17 protein-coding genes are annotated in these 23,001 nt (G+C 74.5%); 5 read left to right on the forward strand and 12 right to left on the reverse strand.

Annotation, left to right across the window (positions count from 1 at the left end; genetic code table 11):
* Positions 1 to 11 precede the first annotated feature (11 nt).
* Both BM339_RS09505 and BM339_RS09510 read right to left on the reverse strand, forming a co-directional pair.
* A complete protein-coding gene (locus BM339_RS09505; RefSeq protein ID WP_218163602.1) occupies positions 12 to 1,121 on the reverse strand; it encodes a cystathionine gamma-lyase in 1,110 nt (369 codons plus the stop codon).
* A gap of 68 nt (positions 1,122 to 1,189) precedes the next feature.
* A complete protein-coding gene (locus tag BM339_RS09510; RefSeq protein WP_143118329.1) occupies positions 1,190 to 1,699 on the reverse strand; it encodes a hypothetical protein in 510 nt (169 codons plus the stop codon).
* A 132-nt stretch (positions 1,700 to 1,831) separates the two neighbouring features.
* Between BM339_RS09510 and BM339_RS09515 the strand changes: the two genes are divergently transcribed.
* Genes BM339_RS09515 through BM339_RS09535 form a run of 5 tightly spaced genes read left to right on the forward strand, consistent with a single transcriptional unit; the run spans position 1,832 to position 11,667 of the window.
* Positions 1,832 to 5,128, forward strand: coding sequence for a DUF4132 domain-containing protein (locus BM339_RS09515; protein WP_021595575.1), 3,297 nt, complete (start codon positions 1,832 to 1,834; stop codon positions 5,126 to 5,128).
* Positions 5,125 to 6,264 (forward strand): ATP-binding protein, encoded by a 1,140-nt coding sequence (locus BM339_RS09520; RefSeq protein ID WP_075020557.1) that lies wholly within the window; start codon positions 5,125 to 5,127, stop codon positions 6,262 to 6,264. The genes BM339_RS09515 and BM339_RS09520 overlap by 4 nt, the downstream gene beginning before the upstream one ends.
* Complete coding sequence (locus BM339_RS09525; RefSeq protein ID WP_075020558.1) at positions 6,264 to 8,537, forward strand: DUF5682 family protein; 2,274 nt, start codon at positions 6,264 to 6,266, stop codon at positions 8,535 to 8,537. The genes BM339_RS09520 and BM339_RS09525 overlap by 1 nt, the downstream gene beginning before the upstream one ends.
* A complete protein-coding gene (locus BM339_RS09530) occupies positions 8,534 to 9,697 on the forward strand; it encodes a VWA domain-containing protein (RefSeq protein ID WP_024936808.1) in 1,164 nt (387 codons plus the stop codon). Before BM339_RS09525 ends, BM339_RS09530 begins: the two co-directional genes overlap by 4 nt.
* On the forward strand, positions 9,694 to 11,667 hold the full coding sequence (locus BM339_RS09535) for a hypothetical protein (protein ID WP_075020559.1): 1,974 nt from the start codon (positions 9,694 to 9,696) through the stop codon (positions 11,665 to 11,667). Before BM339_RS09530 ends, BM339_RS09535 begins: the two co-directional genes overlap by 4 nt.
* Before the next feature lie 34 nt (positions 11,668 to 11,701).
* Here BM339_RS09535 and BM339_RS09540 read toward each other — a convergent pair whose 3' ends face one another.
* The 10 genes from BM339_RS09540 to treS all read right to left on the reverse strand — a co-directional run.
* Complete coding sequence (locus BM339_RS09540; protein WP_075020560.1) at positions 11,702 to 12,640, reverse strand: MBL fold metallo-hydrolase; 939 nt, start codon at positions 12,638 to 12,640, stop codon at positions 11,702 to 11,704.
* 11 nt (positions 12,641 to 12,651) lie between these two features.
* Positions 12,652 to 13,584: a DUF5954 family protein gene (locus tag BM339_RS09545; RefSeq protein WP_024936776.1), complete on the reverse strand. Its 933-nt coding sequence runs from the start codon at positions 13,582 to 13,584 to the stop codon at positions 12,652 to 12,654.
* 52 nt (positions 13,585 to 13,636) lie between these two features.
* Positions 13,637 to 14,695, reverse strand: coding sequence for a rod shape-determining protein (locus BM339_RS09550; RefSeq protein WP_024936777.1), 1,059 nt, complete (start codon positions 14,693 to 14,695; stop codon positions 13,637 to 13,639).
* 194 nt (positions 14,696 to 14,889) lie between these two features.
* On the reverse strand, positions 14,890 to 15,783 hold the full coding sequence (locus BM339_RS09555; protein ID WP_075020561.1) for a metal ABC transporter permease: 894 nt from the start codon (positions 15,781 to 15,783) through the stop codon (positions 14,890 to 14,892).
* A complete protein-coding gene (locus tag BM339_RS09560; protein WP_075020562.1) occupies positions 15,780 to 16,475 on the reverse strand; it encodes a metal ABC transporter ATP-binding protein in 696 nt (231 codons plus the stop codon). The genes BM339_RS09555 and BM339_RS09560 overlap by 4 nt, the downstream gene beginning before the upstream one ends.
* Positions 16,472 to 17,386, reverse strand: a complete 915-nt coding sequence (locus BM339_RS09565; protein ID WP_033334335.1) for a metal ABC transporter solute-binding protein, Zn/Mn family — start codon at positions 17,384 to 17,386, stop codon at positions 16,472 to 16,474. The genes BM339_RS09560 and BM339_RS09565 overlap by 4 nt, the downstream gene beginning before the upstream one ends.
* A gap of 182 nt (positions 17,387 to 17,568) precedes the next feature.
* Complete coding sequence (locus tag BM339_RS09570) at positions 17,569 to 18,564, reverse strand: aldo/keto reductase (protein ID WP_021599105.1); 996 nt, start codon at positions 18,562 to 18,564, stop codon at positions 17,569 to 17,571.
* 107 nt (positions 18,565 to 18,671) lie between these two features.
* Positions 18,672 to 19,601 carry a C40 family peptidase gene (locus BM339_RS09575; protein ID WP_075020563.1) on the reverse strand — a complete coding sequence of 310 codons (930 nt, stop codon included), beginning with the start codon at positions 19,599 to 19,601 and terminating at the stop codon, positions 18,672 to 18,674.
* Between the two features lie 252 nt (positions 19,602 to 19,853).
* Positions 19,854 to 21,284 (reverse strand): maltokinase N-terminal cap-like domain-containing protein, encoded by a 1,431-nt coding sequence (locus BM339_RS09580; RefSeq protein ID WP_075020564.1) that lies wholly within the window; start codon positions 21,282 to 21,284, stop codon positions 19,854 to 19,856.
* A gap of 1 nt (position 21,285) precedes the next feature.
* Positions 21,286 to 23,001 (reverse strand): maltose alpha-D-glucosyltransferase (gene treS, locus BM339_RS09585; protein WP_075020640.1); only part of this gene is annotated, 1,716 nt, incomplete at its 5' end.

Genomic DNA, 23,001 nt, shown 5'->3' on the forward strand with positions numbered 1-23,001 from the left:
GCCATCGTCGATCATGGGATTTTCGCCAGAGCCTGGAGGACGTCCGCCACGAGGTCGCCGGTGTCCTCGACCCCGACGGAGAAGCGCACGAAGCCGGGATCGACGGCGTCGCCGCCCCATCGCCCGCGCCGCTCCGCGGAACTGTGCACGCCGCCGAAGCTGGTGGCCTGCATGACGAGCCGCAGCGAGCCGAGGAACGCCTCCGCGGCCGCCTCGTCCCGCAGCGAGAACGACACGACGCAGCCGTACCGCCGCATCTGCCGGGCCGCGACCTCGTGGGCCGGGTCGTCCGGGAGCCCCGGATACCTGAGCCCGGAGATCTTCGGGTGATCCCGCAGCGCCTCGGCCACCGCGAGCGCGTTCGCGTCCTGCCGGTCCAGCCTCAGCTGCAGTGTGGCGAGCGACCGGTGCGCCAGCCACGCCTCCATGGGCCCGGGGACGGCGCCCACGGTCTTGCGCCAGAACCGGACCGCGTCGGCCGACTCCGGATCGCGGGTGGCGACGTGGCCGAGGAGCAGGTCCCCGTGCCCGGTCAGGGCCTTGGTGTCGCTGGCGACGGAGAAGTCGGCGCCCAGGTCCAGCGGGCGCTGCCCGAGCGGGGTGGCCAGCGTGTTGTCCACCGCGACGAGCGCCCCGGCCGCGTGCGCCGCCTCGGCGATCCGCCGGATGTCGCACACGTCCAGCCGGGGATTGGACGGCGACTCCAGCCACACCAGCCGGGCGCCGTCCAGCAGGTCCAGCTGCGCGTCGCGCGCGGTCGGCCCCATCCGCACGACCTCGCCGAACGATTCCAGCCGGTCCTTCAACGCCCGCGTGGTCTGGTAGCAGTCATCGGGCAGGACCACGACATCGCCGGCGCGCACCTGCGACAGCAGGACGCCCGCGACGGCCGCCATCCCGGAGGAGAACGCGACGACCTCCGCGCCGCCCTCCAGCTCGCCGATCGCCCGTTCGAGCAGCGTCCACGTCGGATTCGAGTCGCGCCCGTAGGTGTAAGGGCCGCTCGCTTCCCCGGCGAGGTGGTAGTACGCCGCGAACACGGGCCCCGGCAGAGCCGGCGCGTGGTTCTCCGCCTCCGGCCGTCCGGCGCCCACCGCCAGCGTCCCGTCCCCGACCTGCACGCCCGCCCCCCTCAGAAGACCGGACGCCATCCTGCCATCCGCGGTTCCGCGCCGGTGCGCGAGGCCCGCTAGAGCAGCAGGACCGCCGCCAGGACGATGACCACGGCGATCAGGACGAGGCCGGCGACGCCGGCGCCGATGAGGGCCGCGACGAGACCGGCCTTCTCGGCCCCGCTCCGCCGGAGCGTCCAGCCGAGCGCCGTGGCGGCGTCCACGATGAGCCGGCGCGCGTCGTCCGTGCGGAACCGCTGCTCGTCGATCTTCCCGAACGTGCCGTCCTTGCGGCGGCCGAAGGTCATCTCGAAGCTCCTGTGGGAGTACCGTCCGCGCTGCGCCGAACGGCCGCCCTCCGCGTCCCGCCCCCGGATCTCGTCGGTGATGGTGAGCGTCCTGGTCCGCTCGTCCAGCCGGACGTGGTGCGTGACCCCGGCGATCATGTCGCGGTCTCGAAACGGCGAGCTCGTGTGGACGACGAAGCCGTCCTGCGTGGGCACCAGCGTGGACGCGGTCCCCTGGACGGCCGCCTGGACCCGTGACATCAACTCGGCCCGGGAGCCGGCCGGTCGAGCCATCCCCATCGCCCCACCCCTCCGGTAGCGAACGGTTCACCGTTGGACGGCCCCGCCCGCGGCCGGGTTCCTGCCCCCACCGGCCCGTGTTCTCGCCGGATCAGGCGGATTTGTCGGCGTGCTCCTCTACGGTTGGGCGACATGGAAGATCACCTCCCCGACGAAGACGTCCTCACGATCCCGGACTCGTGGCGGCGGTCGCTGCACGCCCGGCGGGGCGGGGCGCCCGGCCCCACGATCAAGGTGGACGCGGCGGCGCCGGACGCCGTCCGGGACCTCATCGGGCAGGAAGGCGACAGGGTCGGCGCGCTGCGGGAGGGCGGCGCGGGCGACCCGGCCCTCACCGAGGCCGCGCGGCGGCACCTGGACGGGGAGGCCGATCCGTCCGGGGCCGCGGTGGTCGCGGCCGTCACCGCGGTGCGCGCCGGGCGGCTCGGGTCACCGCGCAGTGACAAGGTGCACCGCGCGTTCGTCGACGCCTGGATCGTCGAGCACGGCCTCCCGTTCGCGGCGTGCGCGCTGGTCGAGCTGAGCCGTACCGAAGCGGCGTTCGCGGAGTTCGGGACCAAGGTGGGCGCCGTCCACCTGAACGACGATCACAAGGTCGCGGTGCCGGCGGACGACGCGCGGCGCGTCCGGAACCTGCTGGCCGCCGCGGACGAACCCGTCTATGCAGAGGCGATCGACCGGCTGGCGGAGCACAGGTCGGGCTGGATCACGCGGTGGCTCGTGTCGTACCTGGTGCCGACGCGCGAGGACTGGGTGGACGAGTGCTGCACCGCGCCGATCCCGCCGCAACGCCGCTACGACCTGCTGTGGATGGCGGCGGGGGCGCTCGGGAGAGGCGACCAGCTCACCACGCCGATCATGGCGCGGGGTCTCTTCTGGGGCCAGGCGAGCCGGGGGCTGCTCATCACGCTGGCGGACGGGCTCGGCGCGGACGCGCTGCCCTGGCTGGCCAGGGAGGCCGGCAGCGGGTACCTGGAGGCGGAGGACCGCAAACGCATCCTGGAGACGATCGCCCTCCTGCCGTCGGACGAGGCGTTCCAGGCACTGCTCGATCGGCAGGACCAGAAGTACGCCCGGGCCGCGCTGGGCGAGGCGGCCCGGCGCTTCCCCGTCCGGGCGCTGCGGATGCTGGCGCGGGCGGGCGAGCACGACATGCTCCGCGGCCATGCCGCGGCCAACGCCGACCTGGTCGCCGCCGTCCTGCCGGACCTGCCGGACGACGTCGCCGCGGTCGTCGGGCGCGTCGCCGACACGTCCGCGCGCGTCCCCGACGCGGCACCGGACGACCTGCCCGCCGTGCTCACCGAGCGCCCGTGGCTGCGACCCCGGCGCCCGGTCCTGCCCGGCCTGAGCCTTCCGGAGCCCCGGCTCGTGTGGCGGGAGGGCGAGCGCCAGGCGTGGCTGGAGACCGATCCGCACATAGGGAAGCCCGACAGCGACGACTGGGAGATGCTCGTCGAGGCGTACCGGAGGGGCACGCCCAAGACCGCCCCCTTGCAGCTCCTGGTGCACGGGCCGGAGGAGCTGATCCGCCCTCTCCTGCGCGACTACGCCTACAGCCGCCCGGCCTACGCCCACCAATGGAAGCGGGTCCTCCTGGCCCGGTACGGGCTGGACGCGCTGCCCGTGGTCACGCCGACGTCGTCGACGGCTCCGGATCTCGCCGTGGACCCGCTGATGCCGTGCCTGGACGCCGGTGTCGCCATGATCATGGCTGAGTGGGCGACCAAGCGCGGCTCGTTCCTCGCCCCCGCACGCGCGTGGCTCGACCGGCACGGGCTCGACGCGGTGCCGCTGCTCGTCCCCGCCGCGCTGGGAAAGAAGGCCAAGGACCGGCGGCACGCCGAGACCGCCCTCCGGTACCTGAAGGAGGCGCACGGAGTCGCCGGTATCGCGGACGCCGCCCGCGGCGCCCATGGCGACGAGGCCGCGGGCGCGGTCGCCGAACTGCTGTCCCTGGCACCCGCCGAGACGGGCCTCGACCAGCCCGCGAAGGTCGGCGGATGGGTGGACCCGGCGCCGCTCCCGCAGGTGCTCCTGCGGGGCCGCGAGCGCGCGCTGCCCCTGGACGCCGCCCGCCACCTGATCGACCTGCTGACCCTCCAGACTCCCCATGGGACGCAGGAGCTGAAAGAGGCGTGCGAGCCGGATTCGCTGGCCGAGTTCGGCTGGGCGCTGTTCGAGCAGTGGCGGGGAGCGGGGAACCCGTCCAAGGACGGCTGGGCGCTGCGCCAGCTCGGCCGCCTCGGCGACGACGAGACCGTCCGGCGGCTGACGCCGGTCATCCGGGCCTGGCCGGGGGCGGGCGGGCACAAGAACGCCGTCAACGGCCTCGGCGTCCTCGCCGAGATCGGCTCGGACGTGGCGCTGATGCATCTGCACGGCATCGCGCAGAAGGTCAAGTTCAAGGGCCTGCAGTTCGAGGCGCAGGAGCGGATCCGGCAGGTCGCGGACCGGCTCGGCCTCAGCACCGAGCAGCTCGCGGACCGGCTCGTGCCCGACTTCGGCCTGGACGCCGACGGCGGCATGGTGCTCGACTACGGGCCGCGCCGCTTCGTCGTCCGGTTCGACGAGCAGCTGAAGCCCTTCGTCGCGGACGAGGACGGCAAGCACCGCAAGGCCCTGCCCAAGCCCGGCGCCAAGGACGACCCCGAACTCGCGCCCGCCGCCTACAAGGCGTTCGCCGGGCTGAAGAAGGACGTCCGGACCGTCGCCTCCGACCAGCTCCGGCGCCTGGAGCAGGCCATGGTGACGCAGCGCCGGTGGACCTCGGCCGAGTTCGGCGAGTTCATCGTCCGCCACCCGCTCGTCTGGCACATCGCCCGCCGCCTCGTCTGGATCTGCGAGGACGGCGACACCGCCACCGCGTTCCGCATCGCCGAGGACAGGACGCTGGCCGACGCCGGCGACGACGCGTTCACCCTGCCCGCGGCGGCCCGGGTCGGCATCGCCCATCCGCTGCACCTCGGCGACACCCTCGGCACCTGGTCGGAGGTGCTCGGGGACTACGAGATCACGCAGCCGTTCCCGCAGCTGACCCGTGCCGTCCACACGCTGACGGACGACGAGCGGAACAGCGAGCGGCTGGAGCGGTTCGAGAAGCTGAAGGTCCCGTTCGGCAAGGTCCTCGGGCTCGTCAAGCTCGGCTGGGAACGCGGCGTGCCGCTGGACGGGGGCGGCGAGCGGTGGATCTCCCGGCGGGTCGCCGACGACCGCTACGTCCTGATCGACCTCGATCCCGGCATCTCGGTCGGTCACGTGGACGCCACCGGTGACCACCAGGTCCTCGACTACGTGTGGCTCGGCGCCGAACTCACCGACTACCGGTACCGCAAGGACAACCCGCTGACGTTCGGCGAGCTGGACGACGTCATGGCGTCCGAGATCCTCGCCGACCTGACCACGCTCGCCGAGGCGGCGGAGCGATGAGCGGCACCGACCGCCACCAGAGGCCGCCGGCGGAGGTGCGCTTCGCCGACGAACTGGACCGGCTCCGCGAGGACGACTCCGGACCGGTGCCGCCCGGCTGGGCGCTGAGCCTGACCGCCGCGCGGCGGTTCATCGTCGGCGACGAGGCGCTCGGCGTCACCCGCAAGTTCGTCGGCGACACCGCCCTCATCGACCGGGCCCTCGTCACCCTCGCCACGAGCCGCGGGCTGATGCTGGTCGGGGAACCGGGGACGGCGAAGTCGCTGCTGTCGGAGCTGATCGCCGCGGCGGTCAGCGGCGCGTCCACGCTGACGATCCAGGGCGGCGCCGCCACCACAGAGGACCAGATCAAGTACTCGTGGAACTACGCGCTGCTGGTGTCGGAGGGGCCGTCCGCGCGGTCGCTCGTACCGGCGCCGCTGCTGACCGGCATGGCCGAGGGGAAGATCGTCCGGTTCGAGGAGATCACCCGCTGCCCGCTGGAGGTGCAGGACTCGCTGCTGTCGCCGCTGTCCGACCGGGTTCTCGCGGTCCCCGAGCTGTCCCGCGCGGTTGCCGGGGGGCGTGGGGGGTCGTCCCCCCACACAGAACAGAGCCCGGACGCGATGGTGTTCGCGCGGGACGGGTTCAACGTCATCGCGACCGCGAACACCCGCGACCGGGGCGTCAACGAGATGAGCGCGGCGCTCAAGCGGCGGTTCAACTTCGAGACGGTGTTCCCGATCGCCGACTTCGCGACCGAGCTGGACCTGGTCGAGCAGGAGGCGACCCGGCTGCTGGAGCGCAGCGGCGTCGGCGTCGCGCCCCGCCGGGACGTCCTGGAGGTCCTGATCACCACGTTCCGGGAGCTGCGCGACGCCACGACCGGCGAGGGCCGGCCGATGGACCGGCTGTCGGCGGTGATGAGCACCGCCGAGGCGGTGTCGGTCGCCCACCAGATCGGCATCCGCGGCTGGTTCCTGCGCGGCGAGCCGGGCGGCGCCGCCGACATCGTCGAGTGCCTCGCCGGGACGGCCGCCAAGGACAACCCCGACGACCTCGCCCGGCTGCGCCGCTACCTGGAGCGGCAGGCGGCCCACCGCGGCGGCGAGCAGTGGGAGGCGCTGCACGCCGCCCGGCACCTGCTTCCCGGCTGATGGCGGTCACGTTCATCGGGGTGCGGCACCACAGCCCCGCGTGCGCGCGGCTCGTCCGGGACACGATCCGGCGGCTGCGCCCCGCGTACGTGCTGGTGGAGGGCCCCGCCGACTTCGGGTCGCGGGTGGACGAGCTGCTCCTCGGCCACGAGCCGCCCGTCGCGATCTTCAGCTACCACCGGGACGCCGAGCGCGTGCACGCCTCGTGGTCGCCGTTCTGCGCGTACTCGCCGGAGTGGGTCGCACTCGGCGAGGGCCGGGCGGCGGGCGCGGAGCTGCGGTTCATCGACCTGCCGGCGTGGCACCCCGCCTTCGCCGCCCGCAGCAACCGGTACGCCGACGCCGAGCTCCGCTACGCGGAGGTGACCGCCCGGCTGTGCCGCGAGTTCGCCGTCGACACCACCGACATCCTCTGGGACCACCTCTTCGAGATCGACCCCGACCGGGCGGCGGAGCGGCTCGACGCCTACTTCGGCCTGCTGCGCGGCGAGGCGGAGGCCGGGGAGGACGACACCGCCCGGGAGTCCTACATGGCGGAGTGGATCCGCGCGGCCGACGCCGACGCCGGCGACCGCCCCGTCGTGGTGGTGACGGGCGGGTTCCACAAGCCCGCCCTGGAGGCCCTCGCCGCGAGCGGCGGCACGCGATGGCCGGACGTGCCGGAGCCCGCCGAGGGCGCGACCGGCGGCAGCTTCCTCGTGCCCTACTCCTTCCGGCGGCTGGACGCCTTCACCGGATACCAGTCGGGCATGCCGTCGCCCGAGTACTACCAGTGCCTCTGGGAGAGCGGCCCGGAGGGAGCCGCGTCCGGGCTCATCGAGCGGGTCGTGGCGCGGCTGCGCGAGCGCCGGCAGGTGGTCTCGACCGCCGACCTGATCGCCGCCCGCACCCTCACCGAGGGCCTCACCCGGCTGCGCGGCCACCGCGCGCCCGCCCGCACCGACCTGCTGGACGGCCTGGTGTCCGCGCTGGTGAACGACGACCTCGACCAGCGGCTGCCCTGGACGTCCCGCGGCGCCCTCGCCCCGGGCGCCCACCCGGCCGTCGTCGAGATGGTCGCCGCGCTGAGCGGCGACCGCACCGGCCGCCTGCACCCCCGCACGCCCGCGCCGCCGCTCGTGCACGACGCGACCGCCGAACTGGAACGGCTCGGCCTCGGCCGCGGCGGGCCGTTCCACCTGAAGCTGACGACGCCGCGCGGGCTGGAGCGCAGCCGCGCCCTGCACCGCATGCGCGTCCTGCGGATCCCCGGCGCCGAGCGCGAGTCGGGGCCGACGGCCGGCACCGACCCGGTGCTGGAGGAGCGCTGGGTCCTGGACGTGGCCGACGACGGCGGGCGGCGGCACTCCGCGCTCATCGAGGCGGGCGCGTACGGGCCGACCCTCGCCGCCGCCGCGGCGGCCGCCCTGGACGAGCGCGTGACCGCCGCCGGCACCGACATGCGGGTGCTCGCCGGCGCGCTGTTCGACGCGGCGCTGTGCGGGTGCGCCGACCAGTCCGGCCGGATCGCCGCGTCGATCGCCGCCGGGGTCGCCGGCTCGTCCGACATCGCCGCGCTCGGGGCCGCGCTGGACACCGTCCTCGGCCTGTGGCGGCACGACCGCGTCCTCGGCACGGCCGGCAGCCCGCTGTTCGGGACGGTCATCGAGGAGTGCGTGCTCCGCGTGCTGTGGCTGGTCGAGGGGGTCCGCGGCGGGCCCGCCCCCGCCGACCTCGGCCGGCTGCGCGCCGTCGCCGCGACCCGGGACGCGCTGCTGCACGCCGCCGGCCCGCTCGGCCTGGACCGCGGCGCCGCCCTCGGCGTCGCCCGCCGCGTCGCCGCCCACCCGGACGCCCCGCCCGATCTGCGGGGCGCCGCGTTCGGGCTCGGGCGGGCCCTCGGCGACGCCGGCGACCCGGCGCGGGCGGTGCGCGGCGCGGCCGGGCCGAAGACGTTCGGCGACTGGCTCGCCGGCCTGTTCGCGCTGGCCCGGCAGGAGGTGCTCGACCCGGACGCGTCCGTCCTCGGCGTCCTCGACGAGCTGATCTGCGGCCTGACCGACGAGGAGTTCCTCGTGGCGCTGCCCGCGCTGCGGCAGGCGTTCGAGTTCTTCCCGCCGCGCGAGCGCGAGACGATCGCCGGGGGGCTGCTGGAGCGCCGCGGCCTGCGCGGCTCCGCGCGCTCGCTGCTGCGGGCGCCCGCCTCGCCGGCCCTCGCCGCCGAGGCGCGCGCCCTGGAGACGCGGGTCGACCGGGCCCTCGCCGCGGCGGGGCTGGGGGAGGGAGGGTCGTGATCCCGCCGGATCTGGAACGCTGGCGCCTGGTCCTCGGCACGCCGGCCGAGCCGAGCCTCGGGGCGCCCGGCGGCGCGGGCGCCGAACGGGACGCCGCGCTCGACTGGCTCTACGGCCGCGACCCCGACCTCGGCGAGCGCGGCGTGCGGCGCGGGCCCGGCGGGCCCGGCGACGGCGAGGCGGCCCCGTCAGGCGACCGGACCGGCGGCGACGGGCCGTCCCGGCTCACCACCGTCGACTGGCTCGACGCCGTGCACCGGCTCTTCCCGAAGGAGACGATCGAGCGGCTCGAACGCGACGCCGTCGAGCGGTACGAGATCCACGAGGTCGTCACCGACCCGGCCGTCCTCGCCCGGATCGAGCCCGACGCGACGCTGCTGCGCGCCGTCCTGCGCACCAAGCACCTGATGAACCCCGAGGTGCTCGCGCTCGCCCGGCGGATCGTCGAGACCGTCGTCCGGCAGCTCATGGAGAAGCTCGCCACCGAGGTGCGCAGCAGCTTCCACGGCACCCGGACGCGGCGGCCCAGCCGGATCAAGAACTCCCGCAACTTCGACTTCCACGCGACGATCCGCGCGAACCTCGCGCACTACCGCCCGGACGAGAAGCGGCTGTACATCGAGAACCCCCGGTTCGTGTCCCGGACGCGGCGGCACGTCGAGCAGTGGCAGCTCGTGCTGCTGGTCGACCAGTCCGGGTCGATGCTCGGGTCCGTCGTGCACGCGGCCGTCACCGCCGCGTGCCTGTGGGGTCTGCCGGGCCTGAAGACGCACCTGGTCGCGTTCGACACGGCGGTGGTCGACCTGACGGCCGACGTCACCGACCCCGCCGAACTGCTGATGAAGGTCCAGCTCGGCGGCGGCACCGACATCGCGCGGGCCGTCGCCTACGGGGCGGGGCTCGTGGAGAACCCGCGCCGGGCCATCGTCGCGGTGATCACCGACTTCTACGAGGGCGGCGACCCCGGGCGGCTCGTCCTGGAGGTGCGGCGGCTGGTGCAGCAGGGCACCCACGTGCTCGGCCTCGCCGCGCTCGACGAGCACGCCAACCCGTCCTACGACCGGGGGACCGCGCAGCGCCTCGCCGACGAGGGCGCCCACGTCGGCGCCATGACCCCCGGGGAGCTCGCCGCGTTCGTCGCCGAACGGATCGGCCGATGACCCGCACGGACCTGCTGTCCCTGACCCCGGACGCGCTCGCCGCCCTCGCCAACCGCGGGCTCGTCAAGCGCGCCGCCAAGGACCTGGACGCCGGCAACGGCCCCGAGATCGCCGTGGCCCCCGACGGCGGCGTCGAGGGCACGTTCCCCGACGGCACCACGACGTCCCTCCCCGCCGGCGCGGGGCTGGAGGCGGCGGCCTGCTCCTGCGCGGCGACCGGGACGTGCCGCCACCGGATCTGCCTCGTCCTGGCCTACCAGCGCACCGCCGCGGGCGCGGCGGACCCGGGACCGGACGGCACCGGGCCGGAGCCCGCGACCGCCTGGTCACCCGGGGCGTTCGACGACGGCGCGCTCGCCGGCGTGGTCGGGCAGCGCGCCGTCACCGCCGCCCGGCGCACCCTGCGCGCCGGCTACGCCGCCCGGATCCGCCGCCCCACCGCGCAGGACCCGGTGGCCCAGGTCGAGCTGCCGACCTGCACCGTCCGCTTCCTCGTGCCGGGCGAACTCGGCTACGTGGACACCGACGCGAGCGCGTCGGTGCGCGGCGAGATGACCGTGCTGGCCGCGTGGGCCTTCCGGGCGGCGGACGAGCGCGGCCTGACCGGCGACGAGGCCCGCCTCCTCGTCGGCGGTTCGGCACCGGCCGCCGGCGACGGGCCGGAGCGGGTGCTCGACGCGGCGCTCGACCTCGCCGACCAGGTCCTGCTGGACGGCGCCGCGCACGCCGGCCCCGTGCTGCCCGGCGCGCTGCAGCGCACCGCCGCCGAGCTGTCCGGCCGCGGCCTGCACTGGCCGGCCGGTGCGCTGGACGACCTGGCCGCCCAGCTCGCCGCCCACCACGAGCGTCGCGCCGACCACGACCCCGGGCGGATCGCGGAGCTGCTCGCCGAGGTCCACGCCCGGCACCGCGCCGCGGCCGGGGGCGCGGACCGGGCCCAGGTGCTCGGCACGAGCGAACCGGCCGAGACGCCGCTGCGCCGCGTCCGCCTCGCCGCCCTCGGCTGCCGGATCGCCGGCACCCCCCGGACCCGGACGGCCGACATCCACCTCGCCCACACCGGCACCGGGGTCGTGCTCGTCCTGCGACGCCGCTGGGACGTCCCCGAGGGCGAGCGGCTCACCGGCGCCGACCTGGCGGGCCGCCGGATCCTCGGCGCCTCGCTGCGCTCGCTCGCCGCCGCGAACGTCGTGTCCGAGAGCGCCACCCGCAGCGCCCGCCGCGTCGTCCGGGTCGCCGCCGGCCGGGTCGCGAAGACCACGGTCACGCCGCTCGGCGAGGCGTGGGAGACATTGCCGGACGGGATCCTCGTCCGGGACCTGGCGGCGGAGGGGCGCGCCCTCGACGCGCTGCCGCCCCGTCTCGTCCGTCCCCGCATCGAGGCCGAGCTCGTCCGCGTCGTGGCGGTCGCCGAGGTCCGCGACATCGGCTACCACCCGGGCGCGCAGCGCCTGGACGCGCTGGTCGCCGACGCCGCGGGCACGACGGCATTGGTCTCGGCCGACTACAGCCCGCACCGACCCGCCGCGCTCGACGCCCTCGCCGAGGCGCTCGCCGCGGGTCCGCGCTACATCAGCGGCGCCGTGCGCCGGGACCGCGGCCGGCTGCTCGTCGACCCGCTCGCCGTCATGACGGACGGTGGCGTCGTGGTCCCCGACCTCGCCCCCGGCGACGGCACCGCCGCGCTGGGCGGCCCGCCCCCGCCCGTCCCCGACCCCCTCGCGCAGGCCCTGGACGAGGCGCTCACCGCCTGCGCCGATGCCGCCCAGCGGGGCCTGCTGCGGGCGTCGCCGGCGTCGCGCGACCGCATCGGCCGCGCCGCGGAGGACCTGGAACGGGCGGGCCTGCGCACCGCCGCCGGAACCGTCGCCGCGCTGGCCGCCGCGCTCGGCGGGGACGACCCGCGGCACATCACGCGGGCCTGGGCGACCGCGCACATCCGCCTCGTCACGACGTCCGAGCTCCGCTGACCCGGCCCCATCGCGGCGAGGGGGCGGCGGCGCGTCACGCGCGGCAGGTGAGGGGCCGGCCGCCGTTGTAGGTGATCATGTCGTTGAGGGCGGCGAGCAGGTCGATCGTGCCGCCGGGCTCGACCCCGTCCAGCTCGGCGTAGGCGCGGTGCAGGTTGCCGACGATGCGCTCGGAGTCGGTCAGCTCCGCGAACGGGCCGAGGTCGGCCTCCCGCGCCGCCTCCAGCGGGGACATCCCGGCGTCCTTGGCCGCCGCGGCCGTCGCCTGGACGAACCGCGCGTAGGCCAGCACCGGCTCGATCAGCTCCGGCCCGCCGACCGGCCCGTGGCCGGGGACGATCGTCTCCGCGCCGAGCGGCGCGACGACCTCCTCCAGGACCGTGATCGCACCGGCGATCGACCCCTGCATCAGGAACGGGGTGCCGCCGTTGAACAGCAGGTCGCCGCTGAACAGCACGCGCCGCTCCGGGATCCACACGATCGAGTCGTTGGTGGTGTGCGCGGGCGTCCCGACGTGCCGGACCTCGCAGCGCAGGTCGTCCACCCAGAGCGTCACGCCGTCGGTGTAGGTGAGGAACGGCGGCTCGATCTCGATGTCGCCCCACTCGACCTTCGTCCAGTACGGCTCGTCGAAGGGCTTCCCCCAGGCGAGCGAGCCCTCCCGCGTCCCCTCGTGGCCGACGACGGTCGCCCCGGAGAACAGGTAGTTGCCGAACGTGTGGTCGCCGTGGTGGTGGGTGTTGACCAGCGTGCGGACGGGCCGGTCCGTGACAGACCCGATCGCCTCCAGGTACGCGCGGGTGCGGCGCTCTGTCGAGCACGCGTCGACGCCGGTGACACCGCGCTCGCCGGCCAGGAACCCGGTGTTGTTGATCCACCAGCTGCCGTCCGGCTGGACGTAGGCGAAGATCCCCTCGGAGACCTCCTGGAGCCGGGGGGTGCCGGTGCCGTCCCGGCCGGGTGCGTCGCTCATGGCACCGGACTCTAACGGGGCGGGAGCCGGTCGTCCGACGGGCGGGCCGGTTCCGGACCGTCCGGGCCGACGCGGACGATCCGGGTGACGCGGACGATCCGGAACCGCCGGCCGCACGCGACGAACTCCACGCCGTCCCCCGCCTCGACCCGGTCGGCGGCCCGGGCGTACTCGGCCAGCTCGCCGGGGCTCGCCGGCGCGCACCCCTCCTGCGTCTCCTTCGGCAGCAGCACCCGGAAGTAGAACGCCAGCGCGGTGCGCGCGTCCTGCGGCCCGGTGCCACCGGTGATCGGGCACCAGTGGTCGTCGCGGTCCTCCAGGACGTCGAACCGCGGCGGCAGCAGCACCACCCCCGGATACGCCCGGACCGCGGCGGCGGCCTCGCGGCGCAGCGCGTCGGGGACGGTCCCGGCGGCGGGCAGCAGGCCGAGCAGCTCCAGCCGCAGCGCCGCGTCCGCCGGGGCGACCGGGGCGGCGGGGTCGATCCGGAACGAGCGCAGCGGCCCCGACTCGCCGTCGGTCACGCGGGCGGGCTCCGGCCCGTCGTTGCCGGACCGGGCGAAGCCGGGCACGCGGACGACCCGGTAGCGCAGCGGCCCGGCGGCGCACTCGTCGCGGGCGTCCGGCTCGCCGTCGGCCGGGGCGAGCAGGGCCGCGAGGCGCAGCATCTCCGCGCGCACCGCCGCGCCGTGCCCGCCGGCCGCCTCGCGCAGGTGCCCGCCGAGATCGGCGCGCGCCTCGCGGGGAGCCCGCGCGCCGAGTCGCAGGATCCGCCACACCCCGGCCGCCTGCTCGGCGACGCCGAACACCGGCGGCCCCAGCTCCGCGAGGCGCGGGTACGCGCGCCGCCGCTCGGCGGCCTCCTGGTCGCGGACGGCCGCCACCGGCTCCAGCTCGCCGGCGACGTTGATCACGTCGTGTCCCGGCATCCCTTCGAAGGCCATGCACCCATCGTGACGCGGCGGTGCACCTCGCGTAGCGGAAACGACCCGGGGGTCAGTACTCCGGCACGGCCGTCAGCAGATGCGGGCGCGGGGAGCCCGCGCGGGCGGACGGCTCCTGCGAGCGGGCCGAGCGCAGCACCTCCCCGGCGCCGAGCACGGCCGCGTCGCCGGTGTCGTCCCCGAGCCGCGCGTCCAGCCCGGTCCGGTCGTGGATCAGCCGCTCCAGCCCGGGCAGCCGGGCGCAGCCGCCGGTGAGGGTGACGCCGACGCCGAGCAGGTCGCCGGAGATCTCGGGCGAGCAGCCGGCGAGGCCGGCGCGGATGGCGTCCACGATCCGCGCGACCGGCCCGGCGATCGCGCGGCCGACGTCCACGGTGGTGAGCACCAGCCCCCGCGGCATGCCGGTCGTGATGTCGCGGCCGTTGACGACGGTCTGCCGCACCGGGTGCCGGCCGAGCGGCGGCACCGCGCCGACCTCCAGCTTCGCGGCCTCCGCGGCGGACGGCGACAGCACGACGCCGTGCTCGCGGCGGACCAGCGCGACGATGGCACGGTCCAAGGCCGACCCGCCGATGGGCGCGGTGTGCGAGGAGACGAGGCCGCCGAACGAGATGACGCCGACGTCGGTGAGGTCCGCGCCGATGTCGGCGATCACGGTGATCTCGGACCGCCCCGACGAGGTGAGGCCCATGCCGATGGCGGCGGCGATCGGCGTCGGCACGAGGGTGAGCCGCCGCGCGCCGGCCTGGAAGGCGGAGAACTGCAGCGCCCGGTAGTGGACGGACGTCATCCCGCTCGGCACGGTGACGACCAGCCGGGGACGCGCCGTGTAGTGGCGCCGGTGGTGGCGGCGGACCAGGTGCCGCATCAGGTACTCGGCCTCGTCGGTCTCGGTCGGCGCGCCCTCGCGGATCGGCCGGACGAGGGTCACGTCCGGGTTGCGCCCGGCCATGTCCCGGGCGGGGGAGCCGAGGGCGAGGATCCGCCCGGTGTGCCGGCACCGGGCGAGCAGCGACGGTTCCCGGCACACGACGCCGCGGTCCCGTACATGCATCCGCACGGTCGTGCTGCCCAGGTCGATAGCGGTGTCACGGCCCGCGAAAGCCCACATCGCGCCCCTCCCAATCGCCCCGTAAGTCGCAAGCGCCCGGATCATTCCCGTGCCGGTCGCGGCGATGCCCACGGCCGGGTAAGCGAATCGCAACGTCCCGGCGAACGCGGGTCCGGCATATCCGGAACGGCGGCGCGGAGGCGGTGCCCGCCGGGCGCACCGGGCCGGGCGGGCACCAAGAGATCATGTAGAGATCATGTGGGGACGGTGTCGAGCCGGGCCGGGCCGCGCCGCGCGGTCCAGCCCCGCCGCGCGCGGACGGCGCCCGCCGCGCGGCAGACGCCGTACAGCAGGAACGAGATCGTCGTGACGTACGGGCTGATCGGGATGCTGGAGCCGATCGACAGCAGGATGCCGCCGACCACCGACACGGTTGCGAGGACCGTGCTCAGCACCGGCACGAGCACCGGCGACGCGGTGACCCGGACCGCCGCCGCGGCCGGGGTGCAGATCAGCGCGAGCACCAGCAGCGCCCCCACGACCTGCACCGACACGGCCACCGCGAGGCCGAGCACGAGCATGAACATCAGCGACAGCGCCCGGACGGGCACGCCCCGCGCCGCCGCCACGTCCGCGTCGAGGCTCGCGAACGCCAGCGGGCGCCACATGACGGCGAGGCACACCAGCACCACCGCCGACGTCGCCAGCAGCCAGGACAGCCGGGGCGTGTCGATCGCGACGATCTGGCCGGTGAGGAGGCCGAACTTGTTGGCCGACCGCCCCTTGTACAGTGACAGGAACAGCACGCCGAGGCCGAGCCCGAACGGCATCAGCACGCCGATGACCGAGCCCCGGTCGCGGGCGCGGGCGCCGAGCACCCCGATCAGCGCGGCGGCGGCGAGCGCACCGGCGATCGAGCCGCCCGCCACGCTCGCCCCGAGCAGCAGCGCGGCCGCCGCGCCGGCGAACGACAGCTCGCTGATGCCGTGCACGGCGAACGCGAGGTCGCGCATGACGACGAACGTGCCGGCCAGCCCGCCGACCAGCCCGAGGACGGCCCCGGCGACGAGCGAGGTGCGGACGAGCCCGAGCAGCGCCCCGTAGTCCTCGAAGTTGAAGATCTCGTGCCACATCGCGTGCCAGCTCATGCCGTCTCCCGGTGCGGGGCGGGCGACCCGGCCCGCGGGGCCGGCGCCGCCGCGGGCCGGACCTCGCCCATGTCCAGGACGCGGTCGGCGAACGGCAGGACCGGGCCGGCCTCGTGGGTGACGAACACGACGGCCGTCCCGTGCTCGCGCCGCCTCCGGTCGGCCAGCCCGCTCACGATCCGCTGGTGCTCGTCGTCCAGCGAGGAGAGCGGCTCGTCGCAGAGCAGGACCCGCGGGTCCGACGCGAGCGCCTGCGCCACCCGCACCCGCTGCAGCTCGCCGCCCGACAGCACGTGGAGCGGGACGTCCGCGAACGGCGCGGCGCCCACGTCCCGCAGGACGTCCTCGACCCGGCGGCGGGTCTCGCGGCGCGGCCGCCACGGCCCCCACCGGTGCCCGTCGACCCCGAGCCGCACCAGGTCGCGCGCCCGGAGCGGGGTGTGCGGCGGGACGGACCGGTGCTGCGGGACGTAGCCGACGAGGTCGCCGCCCCGGCGCGGGCGGCGCCCGTCCACCGTGACCGTCCCCGAGGAGAGCCGCTGGAGGCCGAGCAGCACCCGGAGCAGGCTCGTCTTCCCCGACCCGTTCGGCCCGACGACGACCAGGAACTCGCCCTCCGCCACGTCCAGGTCCAGCCCGCGCCACACCGTCCGCTCCCCGTAGGAGAGGGCGGCGTCGCGCAGAGCGATCATGAGAGCGCCTTCTGGAGCGCGGTGATGGTGCCGTCCATCCAGGTGAGGTAGTCCTGGCCGGCCGGGAGGGTCTCGGTGACGGGCACCACCGGCACGCCGCCGTCCTTCGCCGCCCGCTGGACCCGCTCGGTCTGCGGCCCGCTCGTCTGCGCGTTGTAGACGAGCGCCTTCACCTTCTTGTCCGCGAACAGCGCCAGCGTGTCCCGCAGCACCCTCGGGGGGACGTCGTCGCCCTCCTCGATGGCCTCGCTGAACTCCTCCGGTGTCTCGTTCTCCAGGCCCGCCGCCTCCAGCAGGTAGCCGGGCACCGGCTCGGTGATCGCCACGGCCTCACCCGCGTGCGCGGCCTTCAGCGCCGCCACCTTCCCCTCCAGGGCCTTCAGCCTGGTCTTGAAGGAGGCGGCGTTCGCGGAGAAGACCGCGGCGTCCTCGGGAGCGGCCTTGGCGAGCGCGGCGGAGATCCGGTCGGCGAGCCGCGCGACGGACGCCAGGTCGTACCAGACGTGCTCGTTCAGCTCCTCGCCCGCCGGCGCGGCCTTCCCGGAGATCTCGACGGCGTCGAGCACCTCGGCCTTGGAGCCGGCGCCCTTCAGCAGGGTGCCCATGAAGTCGTCGTAGCCGCCGCCGTTCTCGATCACCACGGCGGCCTTGGCGACGGCGAGGCGGTTGCGGGCCCCCGCCTCGAAGGAGTGCGGGTCCTGCGCGGGGTCGCTGATGAACGACGTCACCGTCACCTCGCCGCCGCCGATCCGCCGTGCGATGTCGCCGTACACGTTGGTCGAGGCGACGACGGCGACCGGCCCGCCGGCCGGCTCCGCGGCGCCGGACGACCCGCAGGCGCCGAGCCCGAGCACCGAGGCGGCGACGGCGGCGGCCGTCCCGAGCACGCGGGCACGCTGAGCTGAGATCATGGGGGCTCCCGGAAACGATAATGGTTTTCAGATGCAACTTAGCATGGCTCGTCCGGGTAGGTCCCATTCGTGTTGCCGTCCCGGCAAGTCCGGCGGACATGCGAGAGGCCGCCGCCCCGGTGCCGGGGACGGCGGCCTCTCGCCCGCGAGGTTCTCGGTGGCCGCTGCCGGTTCGACGGCTCTTACCAGGCGAACGCCTCCGGGGCGGGTCCGGGGCCGGGGAAGATCTCGTCCAGGGCCGCGAGGAACTCCTCGGACAGCGTCAGCCCGGCGGCCCGCACGGCGGAGTCGAGCTGTTCCCGGACGCGCGGGCCGACGATCGGGCCGGTCACGCCGGGGCGGGTGAGGAGCCAGGCGAGGCCGACGTCCCCGGGGTCGAGGTCGTGCTTGCCGCACAGGTCCTCGTAGGCCTGCACGCGGGCCCGCTCCGCCGGGTCGGCCAGCATCTCGGCCGCGCGGCCGGACCGGGAGCGCGAGCCGCTCCCGTCCCGCTCCTTGCGCAGGGCGCCGCCCAGTACCCCGCCGTGCAGCGGCGACCACGGGATCACGCCGAGCCCGTACGCCTGCGCGGCCGGGACGACCTCCATCTCGACGCGCCGCTCGACGAGGTTGTACAGGCACTGCTCGCTGACCAGGCCGAGGGAGCCGCGCCGGGCGGCGGCCTCGTTGGCCTGTGCGATGCTCCAGCCCGGGAAGTTGGACGAGCCGGCGTACAGCACCTTCCCCTGCTGGACGAGGACGTCGATCGCCTGCCAGATCTCGTCCCACGGCGTCGTCCGGTCGATGTGGTGGAACTGGTACAGGTCGATGTGGTCGGTGCCGAGCCGCTTCAGCGACGCCTCGGCGGCGCGGCGGATGTTCAGCGCGGACAGCCGGCCCTGGTTCGGCCAGGGCGCGCCCTCCGCGCCCATGTCGCCGTACACCTTCGTGGCGAGGACGGTCTTCTCGCGGCGCCCGCCGCCCTTCGCGAACCAGGTGCCGATGATCTCCTCGGTCCGGCCCTTGTTCTCGCCCCACCCGTAGACGTTCGCGGTGTCGAAGAAGTTGATCCCCTCGTCGAGGGCCGCGTCCATGATGGCGTGGCCGTCGGCCTCCTCGGTGAACGGGCCGAAGTTCATCGTGCCGAGGACCAGGCGGCTCACCTTCAGGCCGGTGCGGCCGAGCTGCGTGTACTCCATGGGTTCTCAGCCAAGCATCTGGAGCGCACTCCAGGTCAAGCACGCCGCGCCCGGTCGCGGACGCCCCGGCGCCGGGCGCGGCGGACGGGCCCCGATCAGGGGCTCGGTCAGAGGCCGGCGTACTTCGCCCAGGGCAGGGACTCCCCGCGGTGCCAGTGGCGGTGCCGGCTGGAAACGATCTTGCGGAGGTCGAGCCGCGGCCGCGGTCCGGGCTTCGCCCTGCCGGGCGGGCCGGCGGGCGTCCCGCCGGTGCGCGGCGGTGGTGCCGCGGAGTCGTCATCGTCCGGCACCGAGGGGCGGCCGCCGGGTGGCGCGGTCTGCTGCGCCGGGTTCGGCCGGGGGGCGATCATTGGGGGATTGTCGGTTTTCTTGGGTGATGTAGCGGCGGGCGGCGGAATCTGGGGGGTCCGCTCCTTATCTGGCGGTTTCCGGTCCGCGCGCTTCTCCGCGCTCATTCTGTCGATTCTCTCGACGAGTTCCTTCACCGACGGCGACCATTCCTTGTAGGCCGGTGCGCCGGGCCTCACCGCGCCGGCGAACTGCCTCTTGCGCCGGGCGCCGAACTTGTCGATGCGCACGTTCGCCCCGGAGTGCGGCGCGTGCAGGAACCGGCCGTGCCCGGCATAGAGGCCGACGTGGCTGCGGCCGTGGAAGAAGACGAGGTCCCCCGGCTTGAGGTCCTTCAGCCTCACCTTCCTGGCCACCCTGCGGTACTGCGCGTAGGTGACGCGCGGGATCTTGACGCCCGCCCTGCGCCACGCGGCCATGGCGAGCCCCGAGCAGTCGTAGCCGTACGGCCCGTCCGCGCCCCACCGGTACGGCTTGCCGATCTGCTTGCGCGCGAACCGCATGGCCTTCTTCGCGCGCTTGCGCTGCTTCGCCTCCCGCGTCCGGTACCTGTCGTACGCCTGCACCTTCTGCATGGTCGCCGAGTCCAGGTGGAGGCTCCGCAGCACCGCCGGATTGACCGCCGCCAGCGCCTGCGAGCCCGCCGGGACCGCCAGCGCCAGCCCGGTCGCCGTCACGGTGACGGCCATGCGGAGCAGCGTCTGTTTTCGGGTGGCCGCCGGATTGCGGCCGTTATGGCCGGCGAATGCTCCGCAACCGTTTCCGTCTCCGTGCGAGTGGCGCGCGATGGACATTCCGGTGTTCTCCGTTCCCCGTTCGGTTACAGCAGGTGATCATCCTGCCGAGAGATCGGGTACCCGGGGAACGCGCCGGAATTGGACGAGCGCGCCGATTTTACATGATCATGGCGCTGAATTGGATGCGCGCTTCAGTGTCTTTGATCAAGCGGTCAGGTGAGCCAGCGATTTCAGCGGGACGGGCAGCCAGGCCGGCCGGTTCCGTGCCTCGTACCGAACCTCGTAGACCGCCTTCTCGAACTCGAAGGCGCGGATGAGCGCGGCGTGCGCCGCCGGGTCGGGCCCGCCGGCCGCCGCGTAGCCGGCGCAGAACGCCGCCCGGTTGCGCGCCGCCCAGGCGTGCGCCCGGGTCTCCAGCCACGGCCCCGACTCGGTCGGCACCGTTCCGGGCTTGGTGATGAGGAACCGCGCCGCGTACTCGAACGAGCGGAGCATGCCGGCGACGTCGCGCAGCGGGTGCGCGAGGGCACGGCGCTCGCTCTGCGTCCGCGCCGGCTCGCCCTCGAAGTCCAGCAGCGTCCAGCCCGTCTCGGTCCGCAGGACCTGGCCGAGGTGGTAGTCGCCGTGGACGCGCTGCACGGGCAGCGGCTCCGCCTGCGCGGCCAGGTCGAGGAACGCCGCCGTGAGCGCCTTGGCGTGGGGCGCCAGGCGGGGCACCGCGCGGCAGGTGCCGGTCAGCTCGGCGTTCATGCGCGCCGCCATCGAGCGGACCTCGGCCGCGGGGAGGGTCGTCACGCCGAACGCGTCCGCGAGCGCGCGGTGCACCGCGGCGGTGGCCGCGCCGAGCCGCCCGGCCTCCGCGGCGAAGTCGCCGCCGGCGGCGCTCGCGTCCAGTTCCGCCCACTCGCCGTCGCCGGGCTCCGGCGTGTGCGCGTACCAGTCGCGGACGCTCGCGATGGCGAGGCTCCAGCCGTCCGCGCCCGTGTACAGGTAGTCCGACAGCAGCCCGAGCGTGATCGGCTCGCCGGTTCCGCCGGCGAGCGCGCCCGGATCGAGGTCGATCCAGCCGAGGACGGCCGGGACGTGCGGGCAGCCGCCGCGGGTCAGCGCGAGGTTGACCTCCAGGTCCAGGTTCACGCCCTGGCTGAGCCGCCCGAACAGCTTGCAGATGTAGGCGTCGCCGAACAGCAGGGACGTGTTGCTCTGCTCGGAGGTGATGGGCAGGCTCGCCAGGTCCGTCCGGATCCGGGCGCCGCCGGCGCGGTGGAAGCGCAGCGGCCCGGCGGAAGCCTCGCGCGCAAGATCGTCCAGCAGGATCCGGGTCAGGTCCGGGTCGTGGGCGGCGTCGTAGAGGCGGACCTCCGCGCCGTGCTCACCGGTGGGCGTGCCGATCTCGGCGTAGCGGAGCCGGTCGGGCAGGTCGCGGCGGACGCCGAGCAGGACCTGGTAGTGGTCGGTGTCGGTGTTCTGGCGGACGTCGATGACGAGGTGGTGCAGGGCGGGGTCGCCGGGGTGCAGTTCGGTGGCGGTGGCGATGGCCAGGTCGTCGATGGGGCCGTCCTTGCCGCCGAACCACCGCTGCCGGGGCAGCCATTCGGCGAGGTGGCGGACGAGATCCGGTGCGGGCGGCAGCACGTCAGGCGGTCCTTCCCGCGCCGGGGCCGGTGACCGCGGGAGCGTCCGCGCCGCCGTCCTCCGGAGGAACCAGCTGGAACCAGAAGAAGCCGTGCCCGGGAAGCGTCATCAGGTACGGCAGCTCACCGATGGCCGGGAACTGGACGCCGCCCATGCACTCGACGGGGGAGTAGCCCTCGAAGCGGCGCAGGTCGAGCTCCACCGGCTGCGGGAAGCGCGACAGGTTGCTGACGCACAGGATCGTGTCCATCTCGCCCCACGGGCTCTCGTCCTCGGTGATCTCGCGGGTGAAGGCCAGGACGGAGGGGTTGGAGGCGGACAGTTCGACGTAGGAGCCGACGCCGAAGACGGGGTGGCGTTGGCGGATCTCGATCATTTTGCGGGTCCAGTGCAGGAGGGATCCGGGGTTGTTGGCCTGGGCTTCGACGTTGACGGCTTGGTAGCCGTAGATGGGGTCCATGATGACGGGCAGGTAGAGGCGGGCGGGGTCGCAGTGGGAGAAGCCGGCGTTGCGGTCGGGGGTCCATTGCATGGGGGTGCGGACGGCGTCGCGGTCGCCGAGCCAGATGTTGTCGCCCATGCCGATTTCGTCGCCGTAGTACAGGACGGGTGAGCCGGGGAGGGAGAGCAGGAGGGCGGTGAAGAGTTCGAGTTGGTTGCGGTCGTTGTCCAGGAGGGGTGCCAGGCGGCGGCGGATGCCGATGTTGGCTTTCATGCGGGGGTCTTTGGCGTATTCGGTGTACATGTAGTCGCGTTCTTCGTCGGTGACCATCTCCAGGGTGAGTTCGTCGTGGTTGCGGAGGAAGATGCCCCATTGGCAGGAGTCGGGGATTTTGGGGGTTTGGGCCATGATTTCGGAGATGGGGTAGCGCTGTTCGCGGCGGACGGCCATGAAGATGCGGGGCATGACGGGGAAGTGGAAGGCCATGTGGCATTCGTCGCCGCCGGCGGCGGGGTCGCCGAAGTATTCGACGACGTCGGCGGGCCATTGGTTGGCTTCGGCGAGCAGGACGCGGTCGGGGTAGAGGCGGTCGACTTCGGCGCGGACGCGTTTGAGGTAGGTGTGGGTTTGGGGGAGGTTTTCGCAGTTGGTGCCTTCGCGGGCGTACAGGTAGGGGACGGCGTCCAGGCGGAAGCCGTCGATGCCCAGGTCGAGCCAGAAGCGGAGGTTTTCCAGCATGGCGTCTTGGACGGCGGGGTTGTCGTAGTTGAGGTCGGGTTGGTGGGTGAAGAAGCGGTGCCAGTAGTACTGGCCGCGCACAGGGTCGTAGGTCCAGTTGGAGGATTCGGTGTCGATGAAGATGATGCGGGCGTCGGGGTAGCCGGTGTCGTCGTCGGCCCACATGTAGAAGTCGCCGAAGGGGCCGTGGGGGTCGGTGCGTGAGGCCTGGAACCAGGGGTGTTGGTCGGAGGTGTGGTTCATGACCAGGTCGGCGATGACGCGGATGCCGCGGGCGTGGGCTTGTTCGATGAGGTCGACGAAGTCTCCGAGTTCGCCGAATTCGGGGAGGATGCGGGTGTATTCGGCGATGTCGTAGCCGCCGTCTTTGAGGGGGGATTGGTAGATGGGCAGGAGCCAGAGGCAGTCGACGCCGAGCCATTGCAGGTGGTCGAGTTTGGAGATCAGGCCGCGCAGGTCGCCGTAGCCGTCGTTGTTGCTGTCGGCGTACCCGCGGACCGACACCTCGTAGAACACCGCCGTCTTGAACCAGTGCGG

It is taken from the genome of Actinomadura madurae, from assembly GCF_900115095.1.
Classification (GTDB): domain Bacteria; phylum Actinomycetota; class Actinomycetes; order Streptosporangiales; family Streptosporangiaceae; genus Spirillospora; species Spirillospora madurae.